20 protein-coding genes, 4 tRNA genes and 1 pseudogene are annotated in these 21,789 nt (G+C 35.0%); 15 read left to right on the top strand and 10 right to left on the bottom strand.

The window, feature by feature from the left end; translation table 11 throughout:
* A complete protein-coding gene (gene mazG / locus ACFIML_RS00745; RefSeq protein WP_375607097.1) occupies positions 1 to 816 on the top strand; it encodes a nucleoside triphosphate pyrophosphohydrolase in 816 nt (271 codons plus the stop codon).
* A 70-nt stretch (positions 817 to 886) separates the two neighbouring features.
* Here the strand turns inward: mazG and ACFIML_RS00740 are convergent, their stop codons facing one another.
* A complete protein-coding gene (locus ACFIML_RS00740) occupies positions 887 to 1,252 on the bottom strand; it encodes an iron-sulfur cluster assembly accessory protein (protein ID WP_375607096.1) in 366 nt (121 codons plus the stop codon).
* A gap of 605 nt (positions 1,253 to 1,857) precedes the next feature.
* On the opposite strand from ACFIML_RS00740, the gene ACFIML_RS00735 reads away from it, so the two are divergent.
* A tRNA-Pro gene (locus ACFIML_RS00735) sits at positions 1,858 to 1,934 on the top strand.
* Between the two features lie 260 nt (positions 1,935 to 2,194).
* Here ACFIML_RS00735 and ACFIML_RS00730 read toward each other — a convergent pair.
* Complete coding sequence (locus ACFIML_RS00730) at positions 2,195 to 2,662, bottom strand: Hsp20 family protein (protein ID WP_375607095.1); 468 nt, start codon at positions 2,660 to 2,662, stop codon at positions 2,195 to 2,197.
* A gap of 258 nt (positions 2,663 to 2,920) precedes the next feature.
* Here ACFIML_RS00730 and ACFIML_RS00725 point away from each other — a divergent pair, with 258 nt between their 5' ends.
* From ACFIML_RS00725 to ACFIML_RS00710, 4 genes and pseudogenes are all read left to right on the top strand, one after another.
* Complete coding sequence (locus ACFIML_RS00725; protein ID WP_375687141.1) at positions 2,921 to 3,838, top strand: serine aminopeptidase domain-containing protein; 918 nt, start codon at positions 2,921 to 2,923, stop codon at positions 3,836 to 3,838.
* A gap of 839 nt (positions 3,839 to 4,677) precedes the next feature.
* Positions 4,678 to 5,040, top strand: coding sequence for a cell cycle two-component system response regulator CpdR (gene cpdR / locus ACFIML_RS00720; protein WP_005773448.1), 363 nt, complete (start codon positions 4,678 to 4,680; stop codon positions 5,038 to 5,040).
* A gap of 97 nt (positions 5,041 to 5,137) precedes the next feature.
* Positions 5,138 to 5,212 (top strand) — tRNA-Val (locus ACFIML_RS00715).
* 716 nt (positions 5,213 to 5,928) lie between these two features.
* A pseudogene (locus ACFIML_RS00710) lies at positions 5,929 to 6,021 on the top strand (DUF4102 domain-containing protein); the annotation flags it as partial.
* Positions 6,022 to 7,084: 1,063 nt separating this feature from the next.
* Here ACFIML_RS00710 and ACFIML_RS00705 read toward each other — a convergent pair.
* The 5 genes from ACFIML_RS00705 to ACFIML_RS00685 all read right to left on the bottom strand — a co-directional run bounded on the left by ACFIML_RS00705 (position 7,085) and on the right by ACFIML_RS00685 (position 10,281).
* Positions 7,085 to 7,161 (bottom strand) — tRNA-Arg (locus tag ACFIML_RS00705).
* A gap of 39 nt (positions 7,162 to 7,200) precedes the next feature.
* Entirely contained in the window at positions 7,201 to 7,506 is a 306-nt protein-coding gene (locus tag ACFIML_RS00700; RefSeq protein WP_375606624.1) for an ETC complex I subunit, read from the bottom strand.
* A gap of 89 nt (positions 7,507 to 7,595) precedes the next feature.
* Positions 7,596 to 7,672, bottom strand: a tRNA-Pro gene (locus ACFIML_RS00695).
* 711 nt (positions 7,673 to 8,383) lie between these two features.
* Positions 8,384 to 9,073 carry a DnaA regulatory inactivator HdaA gene (gene hdaA / locus ACFIML_RS00690; protein ID WP_375609379.1) on the bottom strand — a complete coding sequence of 230 codons (690 nt, stop codon included), beginning with the start codon at positions 9,071 to 9,073 and terminating at the stop codon, positions 8,384 to 8,386.
* Positions 9,070 to 10,281, bottom strand: a complete 1,212-nt coding sequence (locus tag ACFIML_RS00685) for an AI-2E family transporter (RefSeq protein ID WP_375606626.1) — start codon at positions 10,279 to 10,281, stop codon at positions 9,070 to 9,072. Before ACFIML_RS00685 ends, hdaA begins: the two co-directional genes overlap by 4 nt.
* A 158-nt stretch (positions 10,282 to 10,439) precedes the next feature.
* On the opposite strand from ACFIML_RS00685, the gene purM reads away from it, so the two are divergent.
* Together purM and purN are read left to right on the top strand one after the other, a co-directional pair.
* Positions 10,440 to 11,531, top strand: coding sequence for a phosphoribosylformylglycinamidine cyclo-ligase (purM, locus tag ACFIML_RS00680; protein ID WP_375606627.1), 1,092 nt, complete (start codon positions 10,440 to 10,442; stop codon positions 11,529 to 11,531).
* Complete coding sequence (purN, locus tag ACFIML_RS00675) at positions 11,528 to 12,139, top strand: phosphoribosylglycinamide formyltransferase (protein ID WP_375610464.1); 612 nt, start codon at positions 11,528 to 11,530, stop codon at positions 12,137 to 12,139. The genes purM and purN overlap by 4 nt, the downstream gene beginning before the upstream one ends.
* 284 nt (positions 12,140 to 12,423) lie before the next feature.
* Here the strand turns inward: purN and ACFIML_RS00670 are convergent, their stop codons facing one another.
* A complete protein-coding gene (locus ACFIML_RS00670) occupies positions 12,424 to 14,958 on the bottom strand; it encodes a response regulator (protein WP_375615129.1) in 2,535 nt (844 codons plus the stop codon).
* A gap of 218 nt (positions 14,959 to 15,176) precedes the next feature.
* Between ACFIML_RS00670 and ACFIML_RS00665 the strand changes: the two genes are divergently transcribed.
* A complete protein-coding gene (locus ACFIML_RS00665; RefSeq protein ID WP_375606630.1) occupies positions 15,177 to 15,653 on the top strand; it encodes a hypothetical protein in 477 nt (158 codons plus the stop codon).
* Positions 15,654 to 15,710: 57 nt separating this feature from the next.
* On the opposite strand, the gene dksA is transcribed toward ACFIML_RS00665, so the two are convergent.
* Together dksA and ACFIML_RS00655 are read right to left on the bottom strand one after the other, a co-directional pair.
* Entirely contained in the window at positions 15,711 to 16,127 is a 417-nt protein-coding gene (gene dksA / locus ACFIML_RS00660; RefSeq protein WP_375606631.1) for an RNA polymerase-binding protein DksA, read from the bottom strand.
* Positions 16,128 to 16,435: 308 nt separating this feature from the next.
* Positions 16,436 to 16,975 (bottom strand): flavin reductase, encoded by a 540-nt coding sequence (locus ACFIML_RS00655; RefSeq protein WP_375606632.1) that lies wholly within the window; start codon positions 16,973 to 16,975, stop codon positions 16,436 to 16,438.
* A gap of 146 nt (positions 16,976 to 17,121) precedes the next feature.
* Between ACFIML_RS00655 and rpe the strand changes: the two genes are divergently transcribed.
* From rpe to purQ, 6 genes are all read left to right on the top strand, one after another.
* Positions 17,122 to 17,808 (top strand): ribulose-phosphate 3-epimerase, encoded by a 687-nt coding sequence (rpe, locus tag ACFIML_RS00650; protein WP_375606633.1) that lies wholly within the window; start codon positions 17,122 to 17,124, stop codon positions 17,806 to 17,808.
* Positions 17,808 to 19,115: an adenylosuccinate lyase gene (gene purB / locus ACFIML_RS00645; protein ID WP_375606722.1), complete on the top strand. Its 1,308-nt coding sequence runs from the start codon at positions 17,808 to 17,810 to the stop codon at positions 19,113 to 19,115. The genes rpe and purB overlap by 1 nt, the downstream gene beginning before the upstream one ends.
* A 68-nt stretch (positions 19,116 to 19,183) precedes the next feature.
* On the top strand, positions 19,184 to 19,732 hold the full coding sequence (locus ACFIML_RS00640; protein WP_375606634.1) for an RBBP9/YdeN family alpha/beta hydrolase: 549 nt from the start codon (positions 19,184 to 19,186) through the stop codon (positions 19,730 to 19,732).
* A 173-nt stretch (positions 19,733 to 19,905) separates the two neighbouring features.
* Positions 19,906 to 20,670, top strand: coding sequence for a phosphoribosylaminoimidazolesuccinocarboxamide synthase (purC, locus tag ACFIML_RS00635; RefSeq protein ID WP_375606723.1), 765 nt, complete (start codon positions 19,906 to 19,908; stop codon positions 20,668 to 20,670).
* A 79-nt stretch (positions 20,671 to 20,749) separates the two neighbouring features.
* Positions 20,750 to 20,989 (top strand): phosphoribosylformylglycinamidine synthase subunit PurS, encoded by a 240-nt coding sequence (gene purS, locus ACFIML_RS00630; protein WP_375615126.1) that lies wholly within the window; start codon positions 20,750 to 20,752, stop codon positions 20,987 to 20,989.
* Between the two features lie 11 nt (positions 20,990 to 21,000).
* Positions 21,001 to 21,672, top strand: a complete 672-nt coding sequence (gene purQ, locus ACFIML_RS00625; RefSeq protein ID WP_375615125.1) for a phosphoribosylformylglycinamidine synthase subunit PurQ — start codon at positions 21,001 to 21,003, stop codon at positions 21,670 to 21,672.
* The last annotated feature ends 117 nt before the right edge of the window (positions 21,673 to 21,789 follow it).

Raw genomic sequence — 21,789 nt, 5'->3', positions numbered from 1 at the left:
ATGTTAGCCTCAAAAGATATCAAAGATCTCACCGCAATTATCACTGCATTACGCAATCCTGATAGTGGTTGTATATGGCATAAAAAACAAACTTTTGAATCTCTCATACCCTATATGCTTGAAGAAGTTTACGAAGTCATCAATGCCATTGAACAAAAAAACCGAAGGAATCTCTGTGAAGAACTTGGTGATCTTCTTTTACAAGTTGTCTATCATGCTACTATTGCACAGGAAGAAGGCAGTTTTACTTTTGAAGATGTTGTTTATGCAATTACGGAAAAAATGATTCGGCGCCATCCTCATGTTTTTGGAAATGCTGTGCAAAAAGAACGGGGGATTATAAAAGAGGAGTGGGAATATATAAAAATCAGAGAACAGGCTGAACAAAAAAGAATGTGCGAAGAAAAAAACAACAATTCCTCCACAAGCATACTCGCAACAGTAAAACAAATCCAGCCAGCAAACCAAGAGGCACTTGCTTTACAAGAAGCAGCAGCTAAAGTAGGTTTTGATTGGCAAAAAAGTGATAAAGTTTTTGAAAAAATAGAAGAAGAACTGGAAGAGCTCAAAGAAGCCATCAAAAATAAACAAAACTCAGAGATAGAAGCAGAGTTTGGAGATCTCTACTTTATACTCCTTAATCTCGCGCGCCACTTAGCGATTGATTCACAAAAAGCATTAAAAAAAACGAATATAAAATTTCGAAATCGTTTCGCCTATATTGAAGAAAAGCTATCCACTCAATCTAAAACACTTACTGACGCATCCTTGAATGAAATGGAAGCACTTTGGAAGCAAGCTAAAAATGAACGATAAAAAATAGTAGATTTCTTCTACCTAAAAGAACAAGCGCCTCTAAAATTACTAAATTATAATTTAGCTTAGTTCAATTTGTTTTATATTGATCCTGCGTAGCAGGACGAAGTTCAACCGATTCTCCACACCCGCATGCTGAAACTTGATTAGGATTTTTAAAGACAAAACCAGACCGCAGCGTTGTCACTTCATAATCCATCTGCGTCCCTAATAAAAATAATACCGCATCATGTGCTACAAAAACACGGGCACCATTCACTTCAACAACATCCGCATCTATCCCCTTTTCTTTGACAAGAGTAATTGTATACTCCATCCCTGCACAACCACCTTTTTTGATACCAACAAGAATACCCTGTGCATCTTTTTCATCCATAATCGCTTTAACACGATCCACTGCTGCTTGCGTCAAATTTATTACCGAAAAACGGCTCATCCTTTACTCTTTTCTTAGTCCAATAGACACTTTGAAAGTTTTTCCTCTATAATATTTTATCTGATATTTTAGAAAAAAAACGAAACATAAATTAAAGCATTCTGATCTTGTTTATTTGGATAAAAATACATACCCGTAAAATGAGATTTGTGATTATACAATCCAGAACTTACAATTTTTTATCCACATAAAATGAAAATACCTCGTCTATAAAACTCTAAAAAAACGAAAACTTTTCAAAACCATACATTCACTCCTCTTCTTTTGAAAATCTTTATCTTTTTAGAAAAGTAACGATTAGGTAAGAAAAAATATACCTTCCGCACTCATTTGCTCCAATTCATACCCCTAAAGTCACCAATCTTACCCCCTCCTCACAATCTCAAAAGTAATTAAATGCATACATCTATTAACTATAGAGCTAAAAATTTAATGATCACAAAGAATTTTACAAATTCGTTATTTATCTTGAATTAACAACAAAATATTGATGTCCAAAATTTTTACTTTCAAAAGCTCTAAGTGCAAGAGCATTTTAGATTTTATTCTGTTTATTTTTTCTCTTGCCTTTAAAGAAACAGTCATTTAATCGTTTTACACGAACTCGGAGCGTAGCGCAGCTTGGTAGCGCACTTGACTGGGGGTCAAGGGGTCGTGGGTTCAAATCCCGCCGCTCCGACCATTTTTAAAATGCTATAAAATGAAAAAATAAGCTGACTTCACAATCGAATTATTACGCATTTTAATTGCACACACATGAACTTTTTCTTCAACGTAAAATAATGTGCAGTGATATTTTATCATAAATTTGAGATAAGCTGTTTTATTAAAATGCGCTTCGTTCTTAGGAAAACACATACGAAACGCGAGACCTTTTGCCTCGCGTTTTTTATTCTTCAGAAAAATTTATAATTATCCGATCTCATATTTTCTAAATTTTCTTTACACAATAACGTCGCTGTTATCATTTTTTGTAATGGATGGTGACATCTGTACGGTTATCTTTTTTGGTTTTAATTCAGCTGGCATTTCCCTTTTAAGCTGAATATGAAGAAGCCCATCTCCAAGTTCTGCCCCAATAACCTTAACATGATCAGCCAAATGAAAACGCCGTTCAAAAGCACGCGAAGCAATACCTCGATAAAGAAACTCTCGTTCTTCAGCATCATTTTCAGGCTTTCTGTCTCCTTTAACGATCAGCTGGTTACAATGTGTTTCAATATCAATTTCATCTTGAGAAAAACCAGCAACAGCCATAGAAATTCTATAAGAATCTTCAGTTAAACGTTCAATATTATAAGGGGGATAAGAAGAAACTTCATCTGGTTGGGTTCTAGAATCAAACCAATTAAAAAGATGATCAAAACCTACTGTGGAACGATAAAATGGTGAAAAGTCTACTTGACGCATAATATTGCCCTCCTCTAGAGCGACTATAATTTATAATTGATTCACAAAGTTCCCAAATGGCAAACTTGCTTGTGAACCCATGGCCCCATCATGGCAACCACACTATATTATCTAGTAATCGTTTTTCTTTATTTCAACTCTTTGGGACCTAAATTGATAAAAACTATCTAAAAAGCAATATACCCCTTTTTAAATCCTCTTTCTTCATTACATAAATGTCAAAGCACTAAGCGACAAATACAATGTAAAGGATTTCAATTGGAAACACCTCTTTATCCCATAGACTGGGGTTCCACTTCTCTTAATATCCATCATGATACTCTTAAAATAGCAATAGATCATGAAATTCGTTTTGCTATAACATATCCTGAGGTGGAAAAATCTAAGGGAACAATTGTTATTCTCAAAAGCTACGCAAATACTTTAGAAAAATATTTTTTATTAATAAATGAAATTTCTAAACGCGGTTTTCATACAGCAATATTTGACTGCTTTGATCAAGAAAAAACATCCTTCAAGATAAGAAAACAAAGCCGACATCATTGTTTTGATATAAATAATGATATTAATGACTTATATAAATTTCTTAAAAATATTGTTTATCCTAATTGTCCGCCGCCTTACTCTATGCTCACCTATGGCATAGGTGGATTGATAGCACTTAGCGGATTAGATCTCATTAATCATCAGTTTAATAGATTGCTCTGTGTTTCTCCCCTTTTTGCTCCATTCGGCAATAAAACGAATAGTTTTCAACATAAATTAACACAATTTCTTTCTGATATAGGTCTTGGCTTTATACCAGTGAAAAATAGGAAAAAATTAAACAAGACAAAACAAAAAAATATACAATTGGGACACATACATAAAGTGCCGCTCCCTTCCATTAAGCCCCCAACATCTCAATGGATGGCTTCAGTATTTAATACGATTGATTCTATGAAGAGAAATGTACTTCATGGAAATTTACGAATCCCAACACTCTTTATTCTTGCCAATCAAAACAATATTGCAAACAACATTGAAGTGCGGCAATTATGCCAACACACACGTCTAACAGAAAGTATTACTATTACAGGCGCTGAACTGGATACAATTATGGTTAACGAAGATTATAAAAAACAATTTTTTGCTGCATTTGATGCCTTTATTCCCGATAATGTATCTGTAAAATAACTAAACCTTAATTTCCACTTCGCCCCATCAAAAAAGAAAATTTCTACGAGCATTGGATCTACAAACACTTTTAAATATAATAGATTTTTCTTTCCAACCACTCATATGATTTGTTTTCTAGCCTTTACAGGCAAACCATGACCTAAATATTCACCACGCATTCTAATAAAAAACTAATATACAAAGTATATCATTACATTAAAAAATATTATTTTACATCATAAAAAATAACTTAATAAAAAAACTATTTATATAAATAAAAATAATAAATCTATCTTAATATAACATGATACATATTTACAAATAAAGCATCAAAATACTATTTTTTATTTGTTATAAAATACTCATTTAATATTATATCTAGAAAATAATACTTTTCATCCATTTAAGGAAAAAACTGGAAATAAAGCGCATTTATAATATTTATTACAAATCTCTATAAAAACAAATAAATATAAAATTTCTATTTCTTAGGAGAAATTTTTAAAAACAATAAATTAACATAATATTCTTTTAATTTCTCGATATAGGAAGTCCCTACAATAATGGTTTTCATAATTTTTTTAATGGAATTCTGATAATAATCAGCAAATTTAAAAGAAAAGATAGCAATGAATCATCCTAGAAGTTTTAGAGCCCCCCTTCTTTTTTCAAAATCACATATATTTCGAATTTAACCAACTCACAACGAATATGCTGTATTGTAAATCAGAATGTAAGAATTAACCATTTTGCCATTCATTTCAATTATGAGCATTTTACCATCTTTTTTCTAAATACTCTATATTGTATAATTGATGCGGCAAAACTCTGACAAATGGAGCCATTGGAACATAATCATGAAACGAATCCTGCTCGCAGAAGATGATAACGATATGCGTCGCTTTCTCGTAAAAGCCTTAGAACGTGCAGGCTACGAAGTCGCCGATTTCGATAATGGTATTAGCGCATATGAACGTTTACAAGAAGAGCCATTTTCCCTTCTCCTGACTGATATTGTGATGCCAGAGATGGACGGAATCGAACTTGCACGACGTGCTACTGAAATTGACCCTGATTTACGAGTAATGTTCATTACAGGTTTTGCAGCGGTAGCACTCAATTCAAATAGTGATGCCCCTCCTGATGCAAAGGTTCTCTCTAAGCCATTTCACTTACGTGAACTCGTCAATGAAGTTGAAAAGATCCTTATCGCTGCTTAAAAAGTATTTTTTAAAGTTATTTGCATCTGTTGAAAGAGAAAATAAAATTAGGCATTGACGTTTGGCATTCTATATGGTGTATGCAACATCAATGAATGGGCGTGTAGCTCAGCGGGAGAGCACTACGTTGACATCGTAGGGGTCACAGGTTCAATCCCTGTCACGCCCACCATTCAATTTTATAGTATAAATAAATTATTGAATTATCGTATTCTTCCAAGGTACGGGATGCGTAAATAAAGATTCGGAAATAAGATTTTGCAACATGCCTCTACAAAGGACATACTTTACAGAGTGTTTCTAATATTTTTTTACGTTCTGATAGCGCCTCTTTGGGGAAGCCATCTAAAAAATATCAAAAACGTAATAACAGCCTCATTTTGCAACAGATTAAAAGTTTGATTTTAAAACTCTTTCCACAAGCATAGACTTCTGTTCAAAAAAACATTGTTTATTTCCTGATCTATCCCCTGTTTTTCTTAATTCTTTCATGTCTATTGGTATACACTTGTTGTTCAAACAGTTAGATATAACAACAGTCACTTCGATAGATATAAAACACTTAGCCTTAGAGCTGTATTTTGAATTTACCAATTACAGATTATAATAAAATATTAAAAAGAGTAAAAAAATACGATAAAAGCAAATTTTTTCATTCTAAAAATATATTGATTCATAATCATGTTTTATTGTTTGCCATGTTAAATGAGAAATCCAGATATCGTAATGTTTTCTCATTTCAAACCTATTTATATTGAATTAATCAAAACCGTCTCTTTTACACGTCATAAGAGGAATTAATATTAAGTAAAAATTGTATAAAAAAGCACAAAAATGCCGATAACTACCTCAAATGCTAAGATTTATCGCAACATCGGGGGCTAAAAAATAGGCAAAGTGTATGATAGTGCCGGCTTGTTACTTCATAAGCGTAAAGATGGAGGCGCTCAATGGATTTATCATTGTACTATTCACGAGCGCTAGCGTGAAGTGAGCTTTAAGAGATATCTCTTAAAACAAGCGCATAAAATGGCATTCTCCTCACACTGTATTTCTATTGAAATAATGATCACCTTGAATCGTGTGAATTTAGATCTTCAGATCTCATCTGCATAACATTTTAATGTGATTGTTATCCAATATTAAAATACCTCTAATATGATGTACAAACTATAAAGAAATAAGAAAAAACATTTGAAAATTTAAATATGAAATCTAAAAACTTAATTCTGAGATACAATCTATCTCCATTCATATAAATACACAGCATATATTCTTAAACCGATAAGACTAAGAAAACCTAAATATTGATGAATATCTATAACCATACCTGAGAAACAGTGATAATCACGTTAAATCAAATTGTCCGCAAATGCCTCTCATTGAAAAAAACAATATCTTATCTGGGCGGCACATATAACACCTTCTTATACGAAAAAACTATAAAAAAGCAATTCGTTATGAATCCACTGCTTCCAAGACAAGAAGATATTCTCCACCTCTTGTGCCGCCTGTAAATTCTCATCATAAACAGATATCGTTTTTATTCTTCAATGTTTCATAAACTGTTCTAAATCACATCCATCATGCCTTGTATATAATCAAAGTCGATCTTACTAAAGGTCATGCTGAAAAATATAATAATATTATTCATAAAAAATAAAAAAATTACAATAGATGTTTTCTTTGCAATTTCACCAGCATTAGCAGCAATGCTTAAATCTAATCTAAGAAATAAAATATTCATTTTCAGAAAAATGAAAAGAAGCTCTTAAAAAAGAATTTTTACAATCTGTTTCCTAAAGCATGTAATGTAGTAGCAACACGCGGCACGAAAATGCAATGCTATAAGTTTCAGTAATCAAAAACAATTTTTACTGAAAAAAGGTAAAACAGCATTATTTTATACTAAAACAGTCAATAGAAAAACGTTTAGCAACAAAATCAACCAAAAAACATCAAAAAGGTTCGGGATTATACAGAAAAATAAGCTAATACAATAAGAGGAAAACTCTCTTTATAGCCTATTGATATTATTTAAACATGGTGATCCCGACAGGATTCGAACCTGTGACCCACGGCTTAGAAGGCCGTTGCTCTATCCAGCTGAGCTACGGGACCCAACTGATTATTTTCTCAATTCAAAATAGCATTTTTAATTCAATGTGTCCAAGGTTGCTGCCGATCACTGCGAAAATTATCAGAATAAGAAATAGCACGTCGAATCGATGTATGTTTCTTTTCTACACGGTAAGAGATAGCATTCTTACGTGCAAAAGCAATCGCTTCTTCTTTCCTATTAAATCGGATCCTTACCTGATTATTCATATCAGACGTTGCCGTGTATCCCATAAGAGGTTCAAGCATTTTTTCTTTCATCGGCTCATACTCTAGAACCCAAAAACTTGTATTCCCCTTACCTGACTGCATAGCTGTCTTAGCAGGACTATAAATACGTGCGATCATGTCTTTTTCCTTCAGATTAAACAACGCTTGAATGATAGTTTCTCATCACACGTACCCAATTTGGTCATTTTCACACACTCAATCAAATATGGTCGGAGCGATAGGATTCGAACCTACGACCCCCTGATCCCAAATCAGGTGCGCTACCAGGCTGCGCTACGCTCCGCCATTTACATTTACTTGATGCACATTTCCTAAAATTTTCACAACAGAAGTGCAAGAGAAAAACACACTTTTTTTAAATTTTGTTGCATTTCTTTACAAAAAAGAACATTTTTTAATTTTTTCCCCTACTCAATAACAAATTTATTGACAAATAGTAGAAAATAACCTCCGTAAAAAATCCAATCTATATTAAAAAAGAATGAATTTCTCTATAAAGACTTCATAATTTTTATCCTGTTTTAAGCAAGCTCTCACTGTATCAAAACGCATTTCACAGATACAGTTTTAGAAAAAAACAACTTAAATATCATAGAAAAATTTTCCCAAAGAGAACATAAGCCAAAGAATTCAGCTGTATTAAGCTTTTTTCTCCTCTTTTTCTATCTTCCCAAGGACTCTTTTATTAAAAACTCTAGAATCTACGACAATTCATATTCATAAACAACAAACATTTTTTCAAAGCACAAAGGTTTCATTATAAATAAAATAAAGTGCTCTTTTTAAAAAAATTTTCAAATGCGAAGATGAAAAAAATTCAATATCATACAATAAAATCTCAAAGTTATTTAAAATAATCACATGACAAAAGTAAAAAACACTATTTTTCTCTCTTATATAGATATCCAAAAAAGAAAAAATTTAAATGACTTGTCTTTTCACATATTGAAACGATAATAAAAGGTCAGAATAGGTAAGCCGCGATAAAGAGTATTTACGGATTTCTTCTATTCAAAACTTCAGCAATAACAGCACGTGTTATTTTTCTTTTTCTTTGTAATGCCAACTGATCAACAGAATCAATAACACGCTTCAATGAAAATAAAGAACGTTCACAACGACTTACAAGGTAATAAACCGTATCTGGATGTACAATAAGTTGCCTATCGGAAAAAAGCTTAAAAGCAACAGCTGTTAACAATGCATCATCAGGCTGATTAATTTCAACGAACATCACCGAATTAAGACGACTTTTTAGATCATTTAACGTTAAATTCCAAGCGGAAGGAAGTGTTCGTGCCGTCATCAATAAAGTAGCTTGTCGTGCATCAAGATTTGTTTGCTTAATACTGTTAATTAAATGAAAAAGTTCTGTCTCATTGATTTCACCTGTATCAATATCCTCTATTAAAAATGATCTGCCTAAAGAAGCCATAGTAACAGCCTGATCAAGTTCATTGTACTGAATCCTGAAAGCATCTGCTTTTTGGAGCCATATATTAGAAAAGTGCGTTTTTCCAGATCCTTCTTTACCAACTAAAACTGCAATAGGTAAGCTCCAATTGGGCCAGTGATCAATAAGCTGAAAAGCCATACGATTACTTTCCGTTACCACTAAATCCTCAAATTGAAAAATCGGATCATAAGGAAAATTTAAAGATAATTGCGTTTCACACCCATTCATTTTAGCGGCTCCGAATTTCCGCTTCGCGAATACATCTGAGAACTCAGATAAGTATGAAGAGCAAAACGAACTAAAACGCCAACAGCCGCTGCCGCAGGAACAGCAACAAGCATACCAGTAAAACCAAAGAGTGAAGAAAAAGCAAAAAGTGAAAACATCAACCATACGGGATGTAATCCCACTGATGAACCTACAAGCTTGGGTTGAAGAATATAACCTTCAATAAATTGACCAATTAAAAAAAGTGCCATCACAACAATGATTCCCCCCCAATTATTGGGATAAAACTGGACCCATGCAATACCAACAGAAAGGAGCAAACCACTCATTGTGCCGATATAAGGAACAAAGCTAATAAGACCAATAAACATACCAATCAAAAGACTAAAATTGAGTCCTGCAATCGTTAAACCAATAGCATAATAGCCTCCCAATATGAGACAAACTGTTCCTTGTCCACGAACAAAGCCTGCAATAGCTCTATCCATTTCATGAAAAATACTACGGACGGTTTCAAGATGATCACGCGGTATTAACGAATCGATTGCTGTTACCATACGTGGCCAATCTAATAACATATAAAATGCCACCACAGGTGCCACAACAAATAGGCTAACGATATTAACGATAGATTTTCCTGACTTTAAAAGTGAATTCAAAAGAGACGTAATAAAATCCGAACCTTCGCCCAAAAATCCTTTAATATTATTCCGTAATTCATTTGGATCACTTCCAAAATAGCGCCTTAACCAATCAAAATCATGCTCAACAAAAAAGGTTTGAATACGATTAATATAAACAGGTAAACCATCACTCATAAACTGCTGTATTTGCCAACTAATAACAGGAATCAAAATAACTAAAGCAGCAACAAAGATAATAACAATAAATAAGGTAATAAGGACAGTCCCAAACACACGACGAATACCAAATTTTTCAAGTAATTGAACAATGGGATTGAGAAAATAAGCCAACACAATCCCTGCCACAAAAGGAAGCAAAATCGATCCAAAAACAAACATAAAAAGAATGAAAAAAATCAGCGTACCCAGCCAAAAAAAGATTTGTCTTTTCATATTATTCGGCAACGGTAATTGAGTATACGCTGGCACATAAGTCTTATAACGATCACGAGATGTATTCTCACTCACTTTCTTTCTCATAAGTTTCCAAGAAGACTGTCCGTGATTATCTGATATCTTGCTCATAAAATATCCTAAAAAAAACTTCACAAAGAATTATAAACAACTTCAAAATAAGCTACAAGAAAAGTTGCTTATTTTCTTATCAATATCTCTTGCAGAGAGAACTCTATCATGGCATTGCATAATATCAAAACCTGATTTTCCATTAAAGGAAGGCTCCAATGAGCAATCAAGATCTTATAAAGAATAAATCCAAAGTCGGCCTTACCTACGCAAAAGCCGGTGTAAACATCGATATGGGTAATGCCATGGTAGAAAAAATCAAACCCTTTATACGCGCTACAAAACGAGCCGGAGCAGATGCAGAAATTGGTGGGTTTGGTGGCCTTTTTGATTTAAAAGCCGCTGGCTTTACAGATCCTATCCTCGTAGCAGCCAATGATGGAGTGGGAACAAAATTAAAAATTGCTATCGAAGTAGGTCACCATAATACTGTAGGTATTGATCTCGTTGCTATGTGTGTCAATGATTTACTTGTACAAGGAGCTGAACCGCTTTTTTTTCTGGATTATTTTGCAACTGGAAAGCTCGACCCTGAACAAGGGGCTGCGATTGTTTCTGGTATTGCAGAAGGATGTAAACAAGCCGGTGCTGCTCTTATTGGAGGAGAAACTGCTGAAATGCCAGGAATGTATGCAGAGGGAGATTATGATCTAGCCGGTTTTGCTGTAGGAGCATGCGAACGCAGCAAGCTACTCCCTTCAAAAGATTTGATAGAAGGTGATGTTATATTAGGTCTAAGCTCCTCTGGAATTCATTCCAATGGCTTTTCGCTTGTTCGACGAATCATCCAGCAAAATTATCTCAAATGGAATGACCCTGCCCCTTTTTCCCCTGAAAACAGCCTTGGTATAGCACTTCTTACACCAACACGCATTTATGTAAAATCGCTTCTTCCCATCATGCGAAAATATGAAGGGATTAAAGCTCTTGCTCATATTACGGGTGGAGGCTTTCCTGAAAATATTCCACGTGTCCTTCCATCTTCTCTCTGCGCTGAAATTAATCTTTCTACCATCAATGTTCCAGCAGTATTTTCATGGATTGCCAAACAAGGTAAAATAGAAGAAACAGAAATGTTAAGAACATTCAATTGTGGTATTGGCATGATCATTATCGTAGCACAGCATGCAGCTGAAGCAATTACACAAGCTCTTGAAAGAAAAGGAGAAACTGTAACTCCACTTGGCATTTTAATAAAACGCCAAGATCAAAATAAAGGAATACTTTATAAAGGGGTACTGAATTTATGAAAAAAAAAATTGTCGTTTTTATTTCTGGTAATGGGTCGAATATGGTCGCCCTTGCTCAAGCAAGCCAACAAACGGAATATCCTGCTGAAATTGTCGCTGTTATTTGCGATAATCCGCGTGCAAATGGTATTGAAAAGGCACAAAATCATAACTTACCCATTCATATTGTTGATCGTAAAATTTACAAAACAAAAGAAGAGCATGAAGAAAATATTTTTACGATTTTAGATCAATATAAACCAGATTTTCTCTGCTTTGCAGGGTATATGCGCCTTATCTCACCACGTTTTGTAAAACTTTATGAAGGACGAATTTTAAACATTCATCCTTCTCTTTTGCCTTCATTTAAAGGCTTAAACACACATGAAAAAGCTTTACAAGCAGGTGTAAAAATTACAGGTTGCACTGTTCATCTTGTTACAGAAGACGTGGATGCAGGAAAAATCCTTGCCCAAGCAGCCGTTCCAGTCTATCCCCATGATACTGCTGAGCGCTTAGCAGAAAGAGTTCTTAAAGTAGAGCATAAACTCTACCCCGAAGCCTTAAAAGCATTTATTGAAGGAAAGAGCAAAATGATAGATACGCAACAACAGCTTTTATCTTTTTGAGTGTATCAACAATCTATTAATCAGCATATTTCAATGCTTTATACATAGTTTCTGCTCAGTATCTACAATTGAAAATCTCTATGAAATGTTGACATAATAGAGCCCATCTCTTCAATAAATTTTTGCACAAAACATGTGATTTTTTTGAATTTTATTTCATTTTCAAAATTCTTCTTCTTTATTTAGTTCTATGACATTATCATAAGCTCTATTTATCAAAATGCTCTCGTATTTAGCCTAAAAAATCTTAAAATACGCACTTTTTCTATTGCATAAATTTTTGCTCATGACGAAAGTGTTTCTTTAACTGTTACAGCTAACTGTTTGAGTGTAAAAGGCTTAGATAAAAAACCAAAAACAGCATCTTGTGGAAGATTTTTAGCAAAAGCATCTTTTGCATATCCAGAAACGAAAAGAAATTTGATACCAGGATAGTTTTTACGGACTTCCTTCAATAAAGTGGGCCCATCCATTTCTGGCATCACCACATCGGAAACAATAATATCAACATCTCCTTTTTGTTCCTCAAGAATAGAGAGTGCTTCCACCCCACTTGCAGCCTCTAAAACCGTATATCCTCTCATTTGAAGAGCTCTTACCCCCCCCATTCTGACCGCATCTTCATCTTCAACCAATAAAACAGTCGCAGATCCTGTTAAGTCTATATTTTTATCTTTCTCTTCATCTTTTTCAACCTTTTGAGAAATTTCTCCTTTTATATTGGGGATATAACGGGGAAGAAAAATATGAAATGTTGCTCCTTCACCTTCTTTACTTTCACAATAAATATACCCACCGCTCTGCTTGATAATTCCATAAACCATTGATAAACCAAGTCCTGTTCCTTTTCCAACTTCTTTTGTTGTAAAAAATGGCTCAAACATTTTTTCTTGTATAGCAGCAGATATACCAGCTCCTGTATCTGAAATAGTCAATTGCACATACTCGCCAATTGCTAATCCAAGATGATTAAATTCAGCACTTTGTTGCTTTGTAATATTATTTGTCGCAATCGTAACAATACCTCCATCTAACATGGCATCACGCGCATTAATAACCAAATTCATAATAACACGCTGAAAAGATGCTTGATCAACTTCAACGCTCCACAAATCTCTTCCATGAATAATTTTTAACTGAATATTATTACCCAAAAGTGGTAAAATAAGATTGCGAATGTCTGATAAAAACTCTGTAAAATCAACTTCTTCAGGTCGAAGTGTTTGCTTTCTAGAAAAAGCTAATAATTGCTGTACAAGAGCAGCTGCACGATTAGCATTATTTTTAATATTGATCAGATCAGCATGAGCAGGATCAGAACTACGATGCGTATTTAAAAGAAGATCACACGACATTAAAATTGCTGTTAAAACATTATTAAAATCATGAGCAATACCGCCAGCCAATTGTCCTACAGCTTGCATCTTCTGACTTTGCATCATTTTATCTTCAAGAGTTTTTTGTTCGGTTGTTTCAATCACAGAGATAATAAGCAAATCTTGCAATACATCACCATGATAGGGCGGTACAGACATAATATGGAGCCGTAAATGGCATTCTTCATTTTTTTCTAAAACAGTTTCTAGAGAAACAAAATAATTTTTATTTGTTGCAATTCTCTGAAAAGAACGCTCTAACTGCACACAATCACGACGAGAAATAACATCATAAAAATTGACAGCTTTGTCCATACATCCCGTGAGTGATGAAAAAGCTTTATTCATATGAACCAATTGCCCTGCATGATCCACCACGGCTATTGCAAAAGGACTCGCATCAAAATATTCTCCTAATATACGGGGTAATTTTAATTGATCGTCCTCTTCTTTTTGTATTTGTTGTGGAATGATCACAATACGATAAATAGCCTCCTCTTCTAAGAGAGAAGAAACAGATATAAGACAATGGAATATTTTCTCACAAGTCGTGTGTGAATTTAAACATAACGAAAGCCTATAAGGTAAAGAGTAACCTGAACTTTGATATCTGTTGGTTTGTAAACAGATATCACTCCATGAGCTCTTAGCGCCAACGCTATCAAATAACGAATCAAAATTATATTGACCAATTGAGAAATTAGCTAAATCAATTGAAAACCATTCTGCAAAAGTCGCATTGGCATAAAGAATAGTTCCTTGTCTATTAACGGATACAAAACCAATAGAAGCTTGATCCAAGTGATTGATAGCCTCTTGAAGGTTCGAGAAAAAAACTTCTCGCGTTTGTTGTAAGTGCGAAATATCAGTAATACGCCAAAATAAAAGCTTTTTTTTCTGTTTTGTGATAGGTTGAATGGAAATATTATACCAAACAGACTTTTTTGGTGTAGAATCGGTAAAAATTGGCTGTTCTACTCTTAATTCCTCTTGCGCTGCAAGATTATTACAGGCTGCAACCTTTAAACGGTACGAGAGGGCACCAGCTCCTGGAAGATCCGCAATAACCCTATAACAAGACACTTCAGGCCTATAGGTCAGAATTTTTCGATAGTTTTGATTAGAATAATAAACAAAACCAGAAAGATCAGAAATTACAATTGCATCATCGCTCCTATTAAAGATGCTAAAATCAAAATCTTCATGCGACCACACATGATATCTTAAAATTCCCATTCCATACAAAACGAGTGTTGCAACACCGATCATTGCTAGAATCAAAAAAGATATTGATATCGCCTGTTGCAAATAGTTTTGTGTATAAAAAAAACCTAAAATACCCACAATGAAAAGAAAACCTAATACAAAAACAACACCAAAAATAACAACTCTCCGATGAAACGAAGACGCTGATCTTTCATTATTCTCAAAATCTTTATCCATCTCTCTTTGCCTTAGCTTATAGCTATTTCTTATGTCACAAAACTTCCTTTATATTCGTTGTTATGTTGTTATAAAGTATATACTATGATATTATCTAAGATAAGATCGCTTAATATTCAAAAGTTTATTTCTTACGTTATAAGTGAACCTTTTGAGGGTATGTTTATAAATTTATCTCAATAAAAAATAATATTTCCATACAAAATGGGAGAAAATCTATGTATATCTGGTTATCAGAGCAAATAGGTGTATCTGCGGCAAACATAACGATAAGCTTTTTGATTTTTTTAATAACAATCGCAGCTATTACCATAATTATCGTATTTTTACGCCGTTTAAATACAAGAAGATTCAACATTAATAGAAAAAAAAGCCTATCGCGATTAGCATTATGTGAAGTAATTTCTATAGATCGAGCACGCCGCCTTGTTTTAATCCGTTGCGATAATAAAGAACATTTGCTCCTTATTGGTGGATTAACAGATATGGTTGTAGAATCCGATATTGCCGGTACATCCAAAATACAAAAGAGAGAAACACACACACATCTAAATTCCACCCCTACAGAAAGAAACGATATATCGGATAAAAGTCCCTCTCCTTTTACGAATCAAGCGGTAAAAGATTCAACCATCACCGCCGAAATTGAGGGGCGGCAAGAACCATCTTTATTCATTCCTACCCCTCAAAAATAAAAATATACAATTTTATCACCACGAATTTCGTTTGTTTATCATCTTAATAACCTTACCTTAATCATCGCGATAAACTCTTTCACGTCGTTCGTGACGTTCTTGCGCTTCCAATGACAAAACGGCTATCGGCCGAGCCTCAAGACGCTTTATACTAATGGGTTCGCCGGTTTCTTCACAAAAACCGTATGTCCCATTATCAATGCGCTCTAAAGCAGCATCTATTTTTGAAATAAGTTTCCTCTGACGATCACGAGCACGTAATTCGATTGTACGATCAGTTTCACAAGAAGCCCGATCAGTCAAATCGGGTTGACCAACATTCTCTTCCTGCAAATTTTCCAAAGTCTCACGAGCTTCTTTTAATATATCATTCTTCCAAGAAACCAATTTAGCACGAAAATACGCCTTTTGCCGCTCATTCATAAAAGGCTCATCTTCACTAGGGCGATATTGACCATAAATCTCTTCGCTCATGCAATAAAAAACCTCCACATATGCTATGTGCGGTCTATATATTGTGCAATACCCATCAACACAAGAGTAAAATGTTTTTTCATAACAATCGACGAATATATTTAAATGTACTGTTTAGGTTTGATCACTTTATTTATGTAGATTGAACTCTTGATTAAATCTCATCCAGAATCATTTTTCTCGCTTATTGAAAAACCTTAAAAAGAAGGAAATCAGATATCAGAGTCATCTCTCCCCTACTCTCTACATTGCTTAAAATCTAAATGAAGCAACAATAAATCATTTCATCAATGCAAAAAATAAAATCTTTATAAAGGCAAAGTGTGATATTCACGTTTCAAATACATCAGAGCATCTTTTTCTTTATTACAGTTAATTGCAACAACCTCACCAATCAAAACACAATGAGTTGCGTGTTCGTGCCAACAAATCAAACGACAATCAAACGACGCTAGAGCGTCTGAAAGACTAGGCGCCCCCGTTTGCAAAGCTCCCCATTGAGCAACATCAAAACGCTCATTTTGTGTAGAATTGCAACGCCTCGAAAAAACATCCGCTAATGAGCGATGTTTTCCTGCCAAGCTATTAACACAAAAATTTCCATTCTCCATAAATACCTGATTCTTTAAATTATGACGCATAAGACAAACAAGAAGGGTTGGAGGATTATCAGATAAAGAACAACACGCCGAAACAGTCACCCCGCGTCTTCCCTTAATACCATTTGTTGTCACAATATGCACAGCTCCTGCAAAAAGACTCATGGCGTCTCGATATTCTTGGGAAGAAACCGCAATAGTATGTTTATGTTGAAGTTCAGGCATCAAATATGTTTTATGATTCGACATATCTTTCACTTATAAAGCTTTAAAATTTCAAGCGATCTTTCCATAAAAAGACCTATAATACATATTTTTTCTTTTCCGTCATAACACAAAAAATATTTGTGTATACACAGCGATATGATAAAAACTGCCAATCTAAGGAGATTTTAATGCCCCATGCTCATCTCATTTCGCCTTCTCTCTTGGCTTCTGATTTTTCTAAACTTGGACAAGAAATGTTAGATGTTGTTGATGCTGGTGCAGATTGGCTTCATCTTGATATTATGGATGGGCACTTTGTTCCTAACATCACCTTTGGTCCTGAAATCGTCAAAGCTCTGCGCCCATTAACAAAAGTAATATTTGATGTCCACCTGATGATCGCACCAGTAGACCCTTATTTAGAAGCTTTTGCAAAAGCAGGTTCAGATATTATAACTATTCATGCTGAAGTAGGTCCACATCTTCATCGTTCACTCCAAACAATCAAAAAAATGGGGAAAAAAGCAGGAATCGCACTCAATCCAAGCACCCCTGAACATATCCTTGAATATTTGCTTGATCAATTAGATCTCATTCTCATCATGACGGTCAATCCCGGTTTTGGTGGACAAAGTTTTATTCCAGAAATAAAAGATAAAATTAAGCGCGTTAAAAGCATGATTGCAAACCGCCCTATTGATCTTGAAGTTGATGGTGGTATCACCGTTGATACAATTGAGATAGCTGCAAAAGCTGGTGCAAATGTATTTGTCGCAGGCTCTGCAATTTATAAAGATGGAAATAAAGAGCTTTACAAAACACGTATTAGTGCATTGCGCCAAGCCGCAATCCTCTCACAACAAGGAAAAAAATGATGATCGCACGTTATTCCCGCCCTGCAATGGTAACAATTTGGTCTCCCGAAACAAAATATCGTATTTGGTTTGAAATTGAAGCCCATGCCTGTGATGCCCTTGCTCACTTAGGGATTATTCCGAAAGAAGCCGCCAAAGTCATTTGGGAAAAAGGGGCAGCAGCTAAATTTGATGTCAATCGCATTGATGAAATTGAAGCAATTACCAAACATGATGTTATCGCATTTCTAACCCACCTCGCTGAATTCATTGGACCAGAAGCACGTTTTATCCACCAAGGTATGACATCATCTGATGTTCTCGATACAACGCTGAACATTCAATTGATGCGTGCGAGTGATATTTTGCTAGAGGATATAGATCAACTTCTTGAAGCATTAAAAAGACGTGCTTTTGAGCATAAAGAAACAATCACCATTGGGCGGAGTCATGGCATTCATGCTGAACCGACAACTTTTGGAATCAAGTTTGCTCTTGCATACGCTGAATTTTCCCGTTGTCGCAAACGTCTTCTTGCCGCACGAGAAGAAATTTCTACTTGCGCGATTTCAGGAGCTGTAGGAACTTTTGCTAATATCGATCCACGCGTTGAAGAACATGTAGCAAAAGCCTTGAGGATGCGTGCTGAACCGGTTTCCACCCAAGTAATACCAAGAGATCGTCATGCTATGTTTTTTGCAACACTTGGTGTTATTGCTTCCTCTATTGAAAGGCTAGCAATAGAAATACGCCATTTACAACGAACAGAAGTTCTTGAAGCAGAGGAACATTTCTCACCTGGGCAAAAAGGTTCATCGGCAATGCCTCATAAACGTAATCCAGTTTTAACAGAAAATTTAACTGGACTAGCCCGTATGGTACGTGCATTTGCACTCCCGGCCATGGAAAATGTAGCTCTTTGGCATGAACGTGATATTTCCCATTCATCTGTTGAGCGTTATATTGCTCCAGATGCGACGATTACACTTGATTTTGCTCTTTCTCGCCTCACATCTGTCATTGAAAATCTCATTGTCTATCCAGAAAATATGCAAAAAAATCTCAATAAATTCCGCGGTCTTGTTCACTCACAACGGGTTCTTTTAGCACTCACACAAGCAGGGATTAGTCGTGAAGATTCTTATCGGATTGTACAACGAAATGCGATGAAAGTTTGGGAACAAGGAAAAGATTTTTTAGAAGAACTCCTCAACGACAAAGATGTTACCAAAGCTTTAAGTGAAGAAGAACTTCGCGAAAAATTTGATCTTTCTTACCACACCAAACATATAAATACGATTTTTAAACGTGTTTTTGAAGAACAATAAAGCGACATAGAAAACCAAAATCCATTCCACCTATGATCAAAAATCTGTTGTAACAAAGAAAACAATTCATGAAAGCAAATCAACTCGATATTCTTATTGTTCCTGGCTACAAAGGATCTGGTCCAGATCATTGGCAAACACGCTGGGAAAAAAAATTATCGACAGCCCGCCGCATTGAACAACTCCATTGGTCAAAGCCTGTTTGTGAAGAGTGGGTTAACAAAGTTAAAACCGCCATCGCAAAAGCTCAAAGGCCTGTTATGCTTATTGCTCATTCATTAGGAGTTCCCAGTGTTATTCATGCAACTGTACAAAATACAGAAAAAATTTGTGGCGCTTTCTTTGTTGCACCTCCAGATGTCGCCAATGAAAAAATACGTCCCAAACATTTAATGACATTTGGCCCCTATCATCGCCAAAAGCTTTCTTTTCCTTCTATTGTCATAGCCAGTCGCAACGATGAGTTTTGTCAATTTTCAGTAGCAGAAAAAATTGCCAATGATTGGGGATCACTCTTTGTTGATGCTGGGTATTCTGGCCATATTAACGCAGAATCCGGACACGGACCTTGGCCTGAAGGGCTTATGGTCCTCTCTCACTTTCTTGCAAAAATTTGATCCAAAAGAGATGATCTTCTTTCTCATCGCTTATGTATCTTCACCTTTGGATAAACGTGTAATGACAAAAATTATAAAAGTATCATAGCAATATCATTGAGAAATTCTATCAATTAGGATAGTATCATTTATCAATGTTATTAAAAACCTCTCAAGATAAATAGAGAATCATGATGAATCGTCGCCACCGTATTTATGAAGGCAAGGCTAAAATTTTATATGAAGGACCTGAACCAGGGACTTATATTCAGTTTTTTAAAGATGATGCAACTGCCTTTAATGCAAAAAAACATGAAATTATCGATGGAAAGGGGGTTTTAAACAACCGAATTTCGGAACATATTTTTAGCCATCTTGGACGTTTGGGCATCCCAACACATTTTATCAAACGTATAAACATGCGCGAACAGCTTATTAAAGCGGTGGAAATCATTCCGTTGGAAGTTGTTGTTCGCAATGTTGCTGCCGGCTCTCTTGCTAAGCGTTTAGGACTGGAAGAAGGAACCCCGCTTCCGCAATCCATCATTGAATTCTACTATAAAAATGATTCTCTCGATGATCCTATGGTAACGGAAGAACATATCACAACTTTTGGGTGGGCTGTCCCACAAGAGATAGAAGATATCATGCAACTTTCAATTCGTATTAATGATTTTCTTTCTGGGCTTTTTGCCGGTGTTAACATCCAATTAATTGATTTTAAAATGGAATTTGGTCGCCTGTGGGAAGATGAAACAATGCGCATTGTTCTTGCTGATGAAATCTCTCCTGATTCTGCACGACTATGGGATATGCACACACAAGAAAAAATGGATAAAGACCGTTTTCGTCGTGATATGGGTGGGCTTATTAATGCCTATCAAGAAGTTGCCAAACGTCTTGGTATTATGAATGAAAATGAACCTACACGACCAAGTGGTCCCGTTCTCGTAAAATAAAAACAAGGTAAAATATTATCACCTTATATAAATACCCCCTCTTCAAAGGAGAGGTTCTTTTAACAACAGGAAGCAAAAAATGAAAGCACGCATTACAGTTACTTTAAGAGAAAGCGTTCTTGATCCACAAGGAGAAGCAATTGTTGGTGCTTTAAAAAGTTTAGCTTTCGAGGGCGTTCATTCCATTCGTCAAGGAAAGGTTTTTGATATTGTTCTTGATGATCTACCTTCTGAAAGCGCAAAGAAAAAACTTAACCAGATGTGTGAAGAGTTACTCGTAAATACTGTCATTGAAAATTATACAATCGAACTTCTTTAAGTGGAACGCTCATGAAAACTGCTATCATTCAACTTCCTGGATTAAATCGTGACCGAGATATGATTGCAGCATTACATCATATAACGGGAGTTGAACCACTAAAAATTTGGCAAACAGAAACAACAATTCCAGATGTAGATGTTATTATTATTCCTGGTGGTTTTTCTTATGGCGACTACTTAAGGTGTGGCGCTATTGGAGCGCGAACCCCTATCTTAAAGGCCATTCGTGAAAAAGCACAAGAAGGGACTACAATAATAGGGATCTGTAATGGATTTCAAATTTTGTTGGAAGCTGGATTATTACCCGGTACTTTAATGCGTAACGCTTCTTTAAAATTTGTTTGTCGTGAAATCAAACTTGAAGTCGTCAACGCCAAGACAAAATTTTCTCGATATTATTCTAAAGGACAAATTATTCGTTGTCCCGTTGCCCATCACGATGGGAATTATTTTGTTGATAGTGAAACATTAAAACAAATGGAAGATAATCAACAAATTGTTTTTCGTTATACAGAAAATACAAATCCTAATGGCTCAATAAAAGATATTGCTGGTATTGTTAATAAAGCTGGTAATATTCTTGGTATGATGCCTCATCCTGAAAACTTTATTGAACCCGCTCATGGAGGTGTTGACGGTCGTTTACTTTTTCAAAGTGCTTTAGAGTTAGCAAATGGATGATGCCGCAAAATTCTTGTGCTCCATAATTATAAAAAACAAAGGTCTATATCTTGCGTCGTAAATCCATGAACGGAATTATTCACAAACAACAATGGATATTATTTTCTAAATACATAA

This window comes from Bartonella sp. AC62GZZY (assembly GCF_042196525.1).
GTDB lineage: Bacteria > Pseudomonadota > Alphaproteobacteria > Rhizobiales > Rhizobiaceae > Bartonella.
Note: the sequence above shows the minus strand (reverse complement) of the source record. Positions and strands in the feature narration are given on the sequence as shown.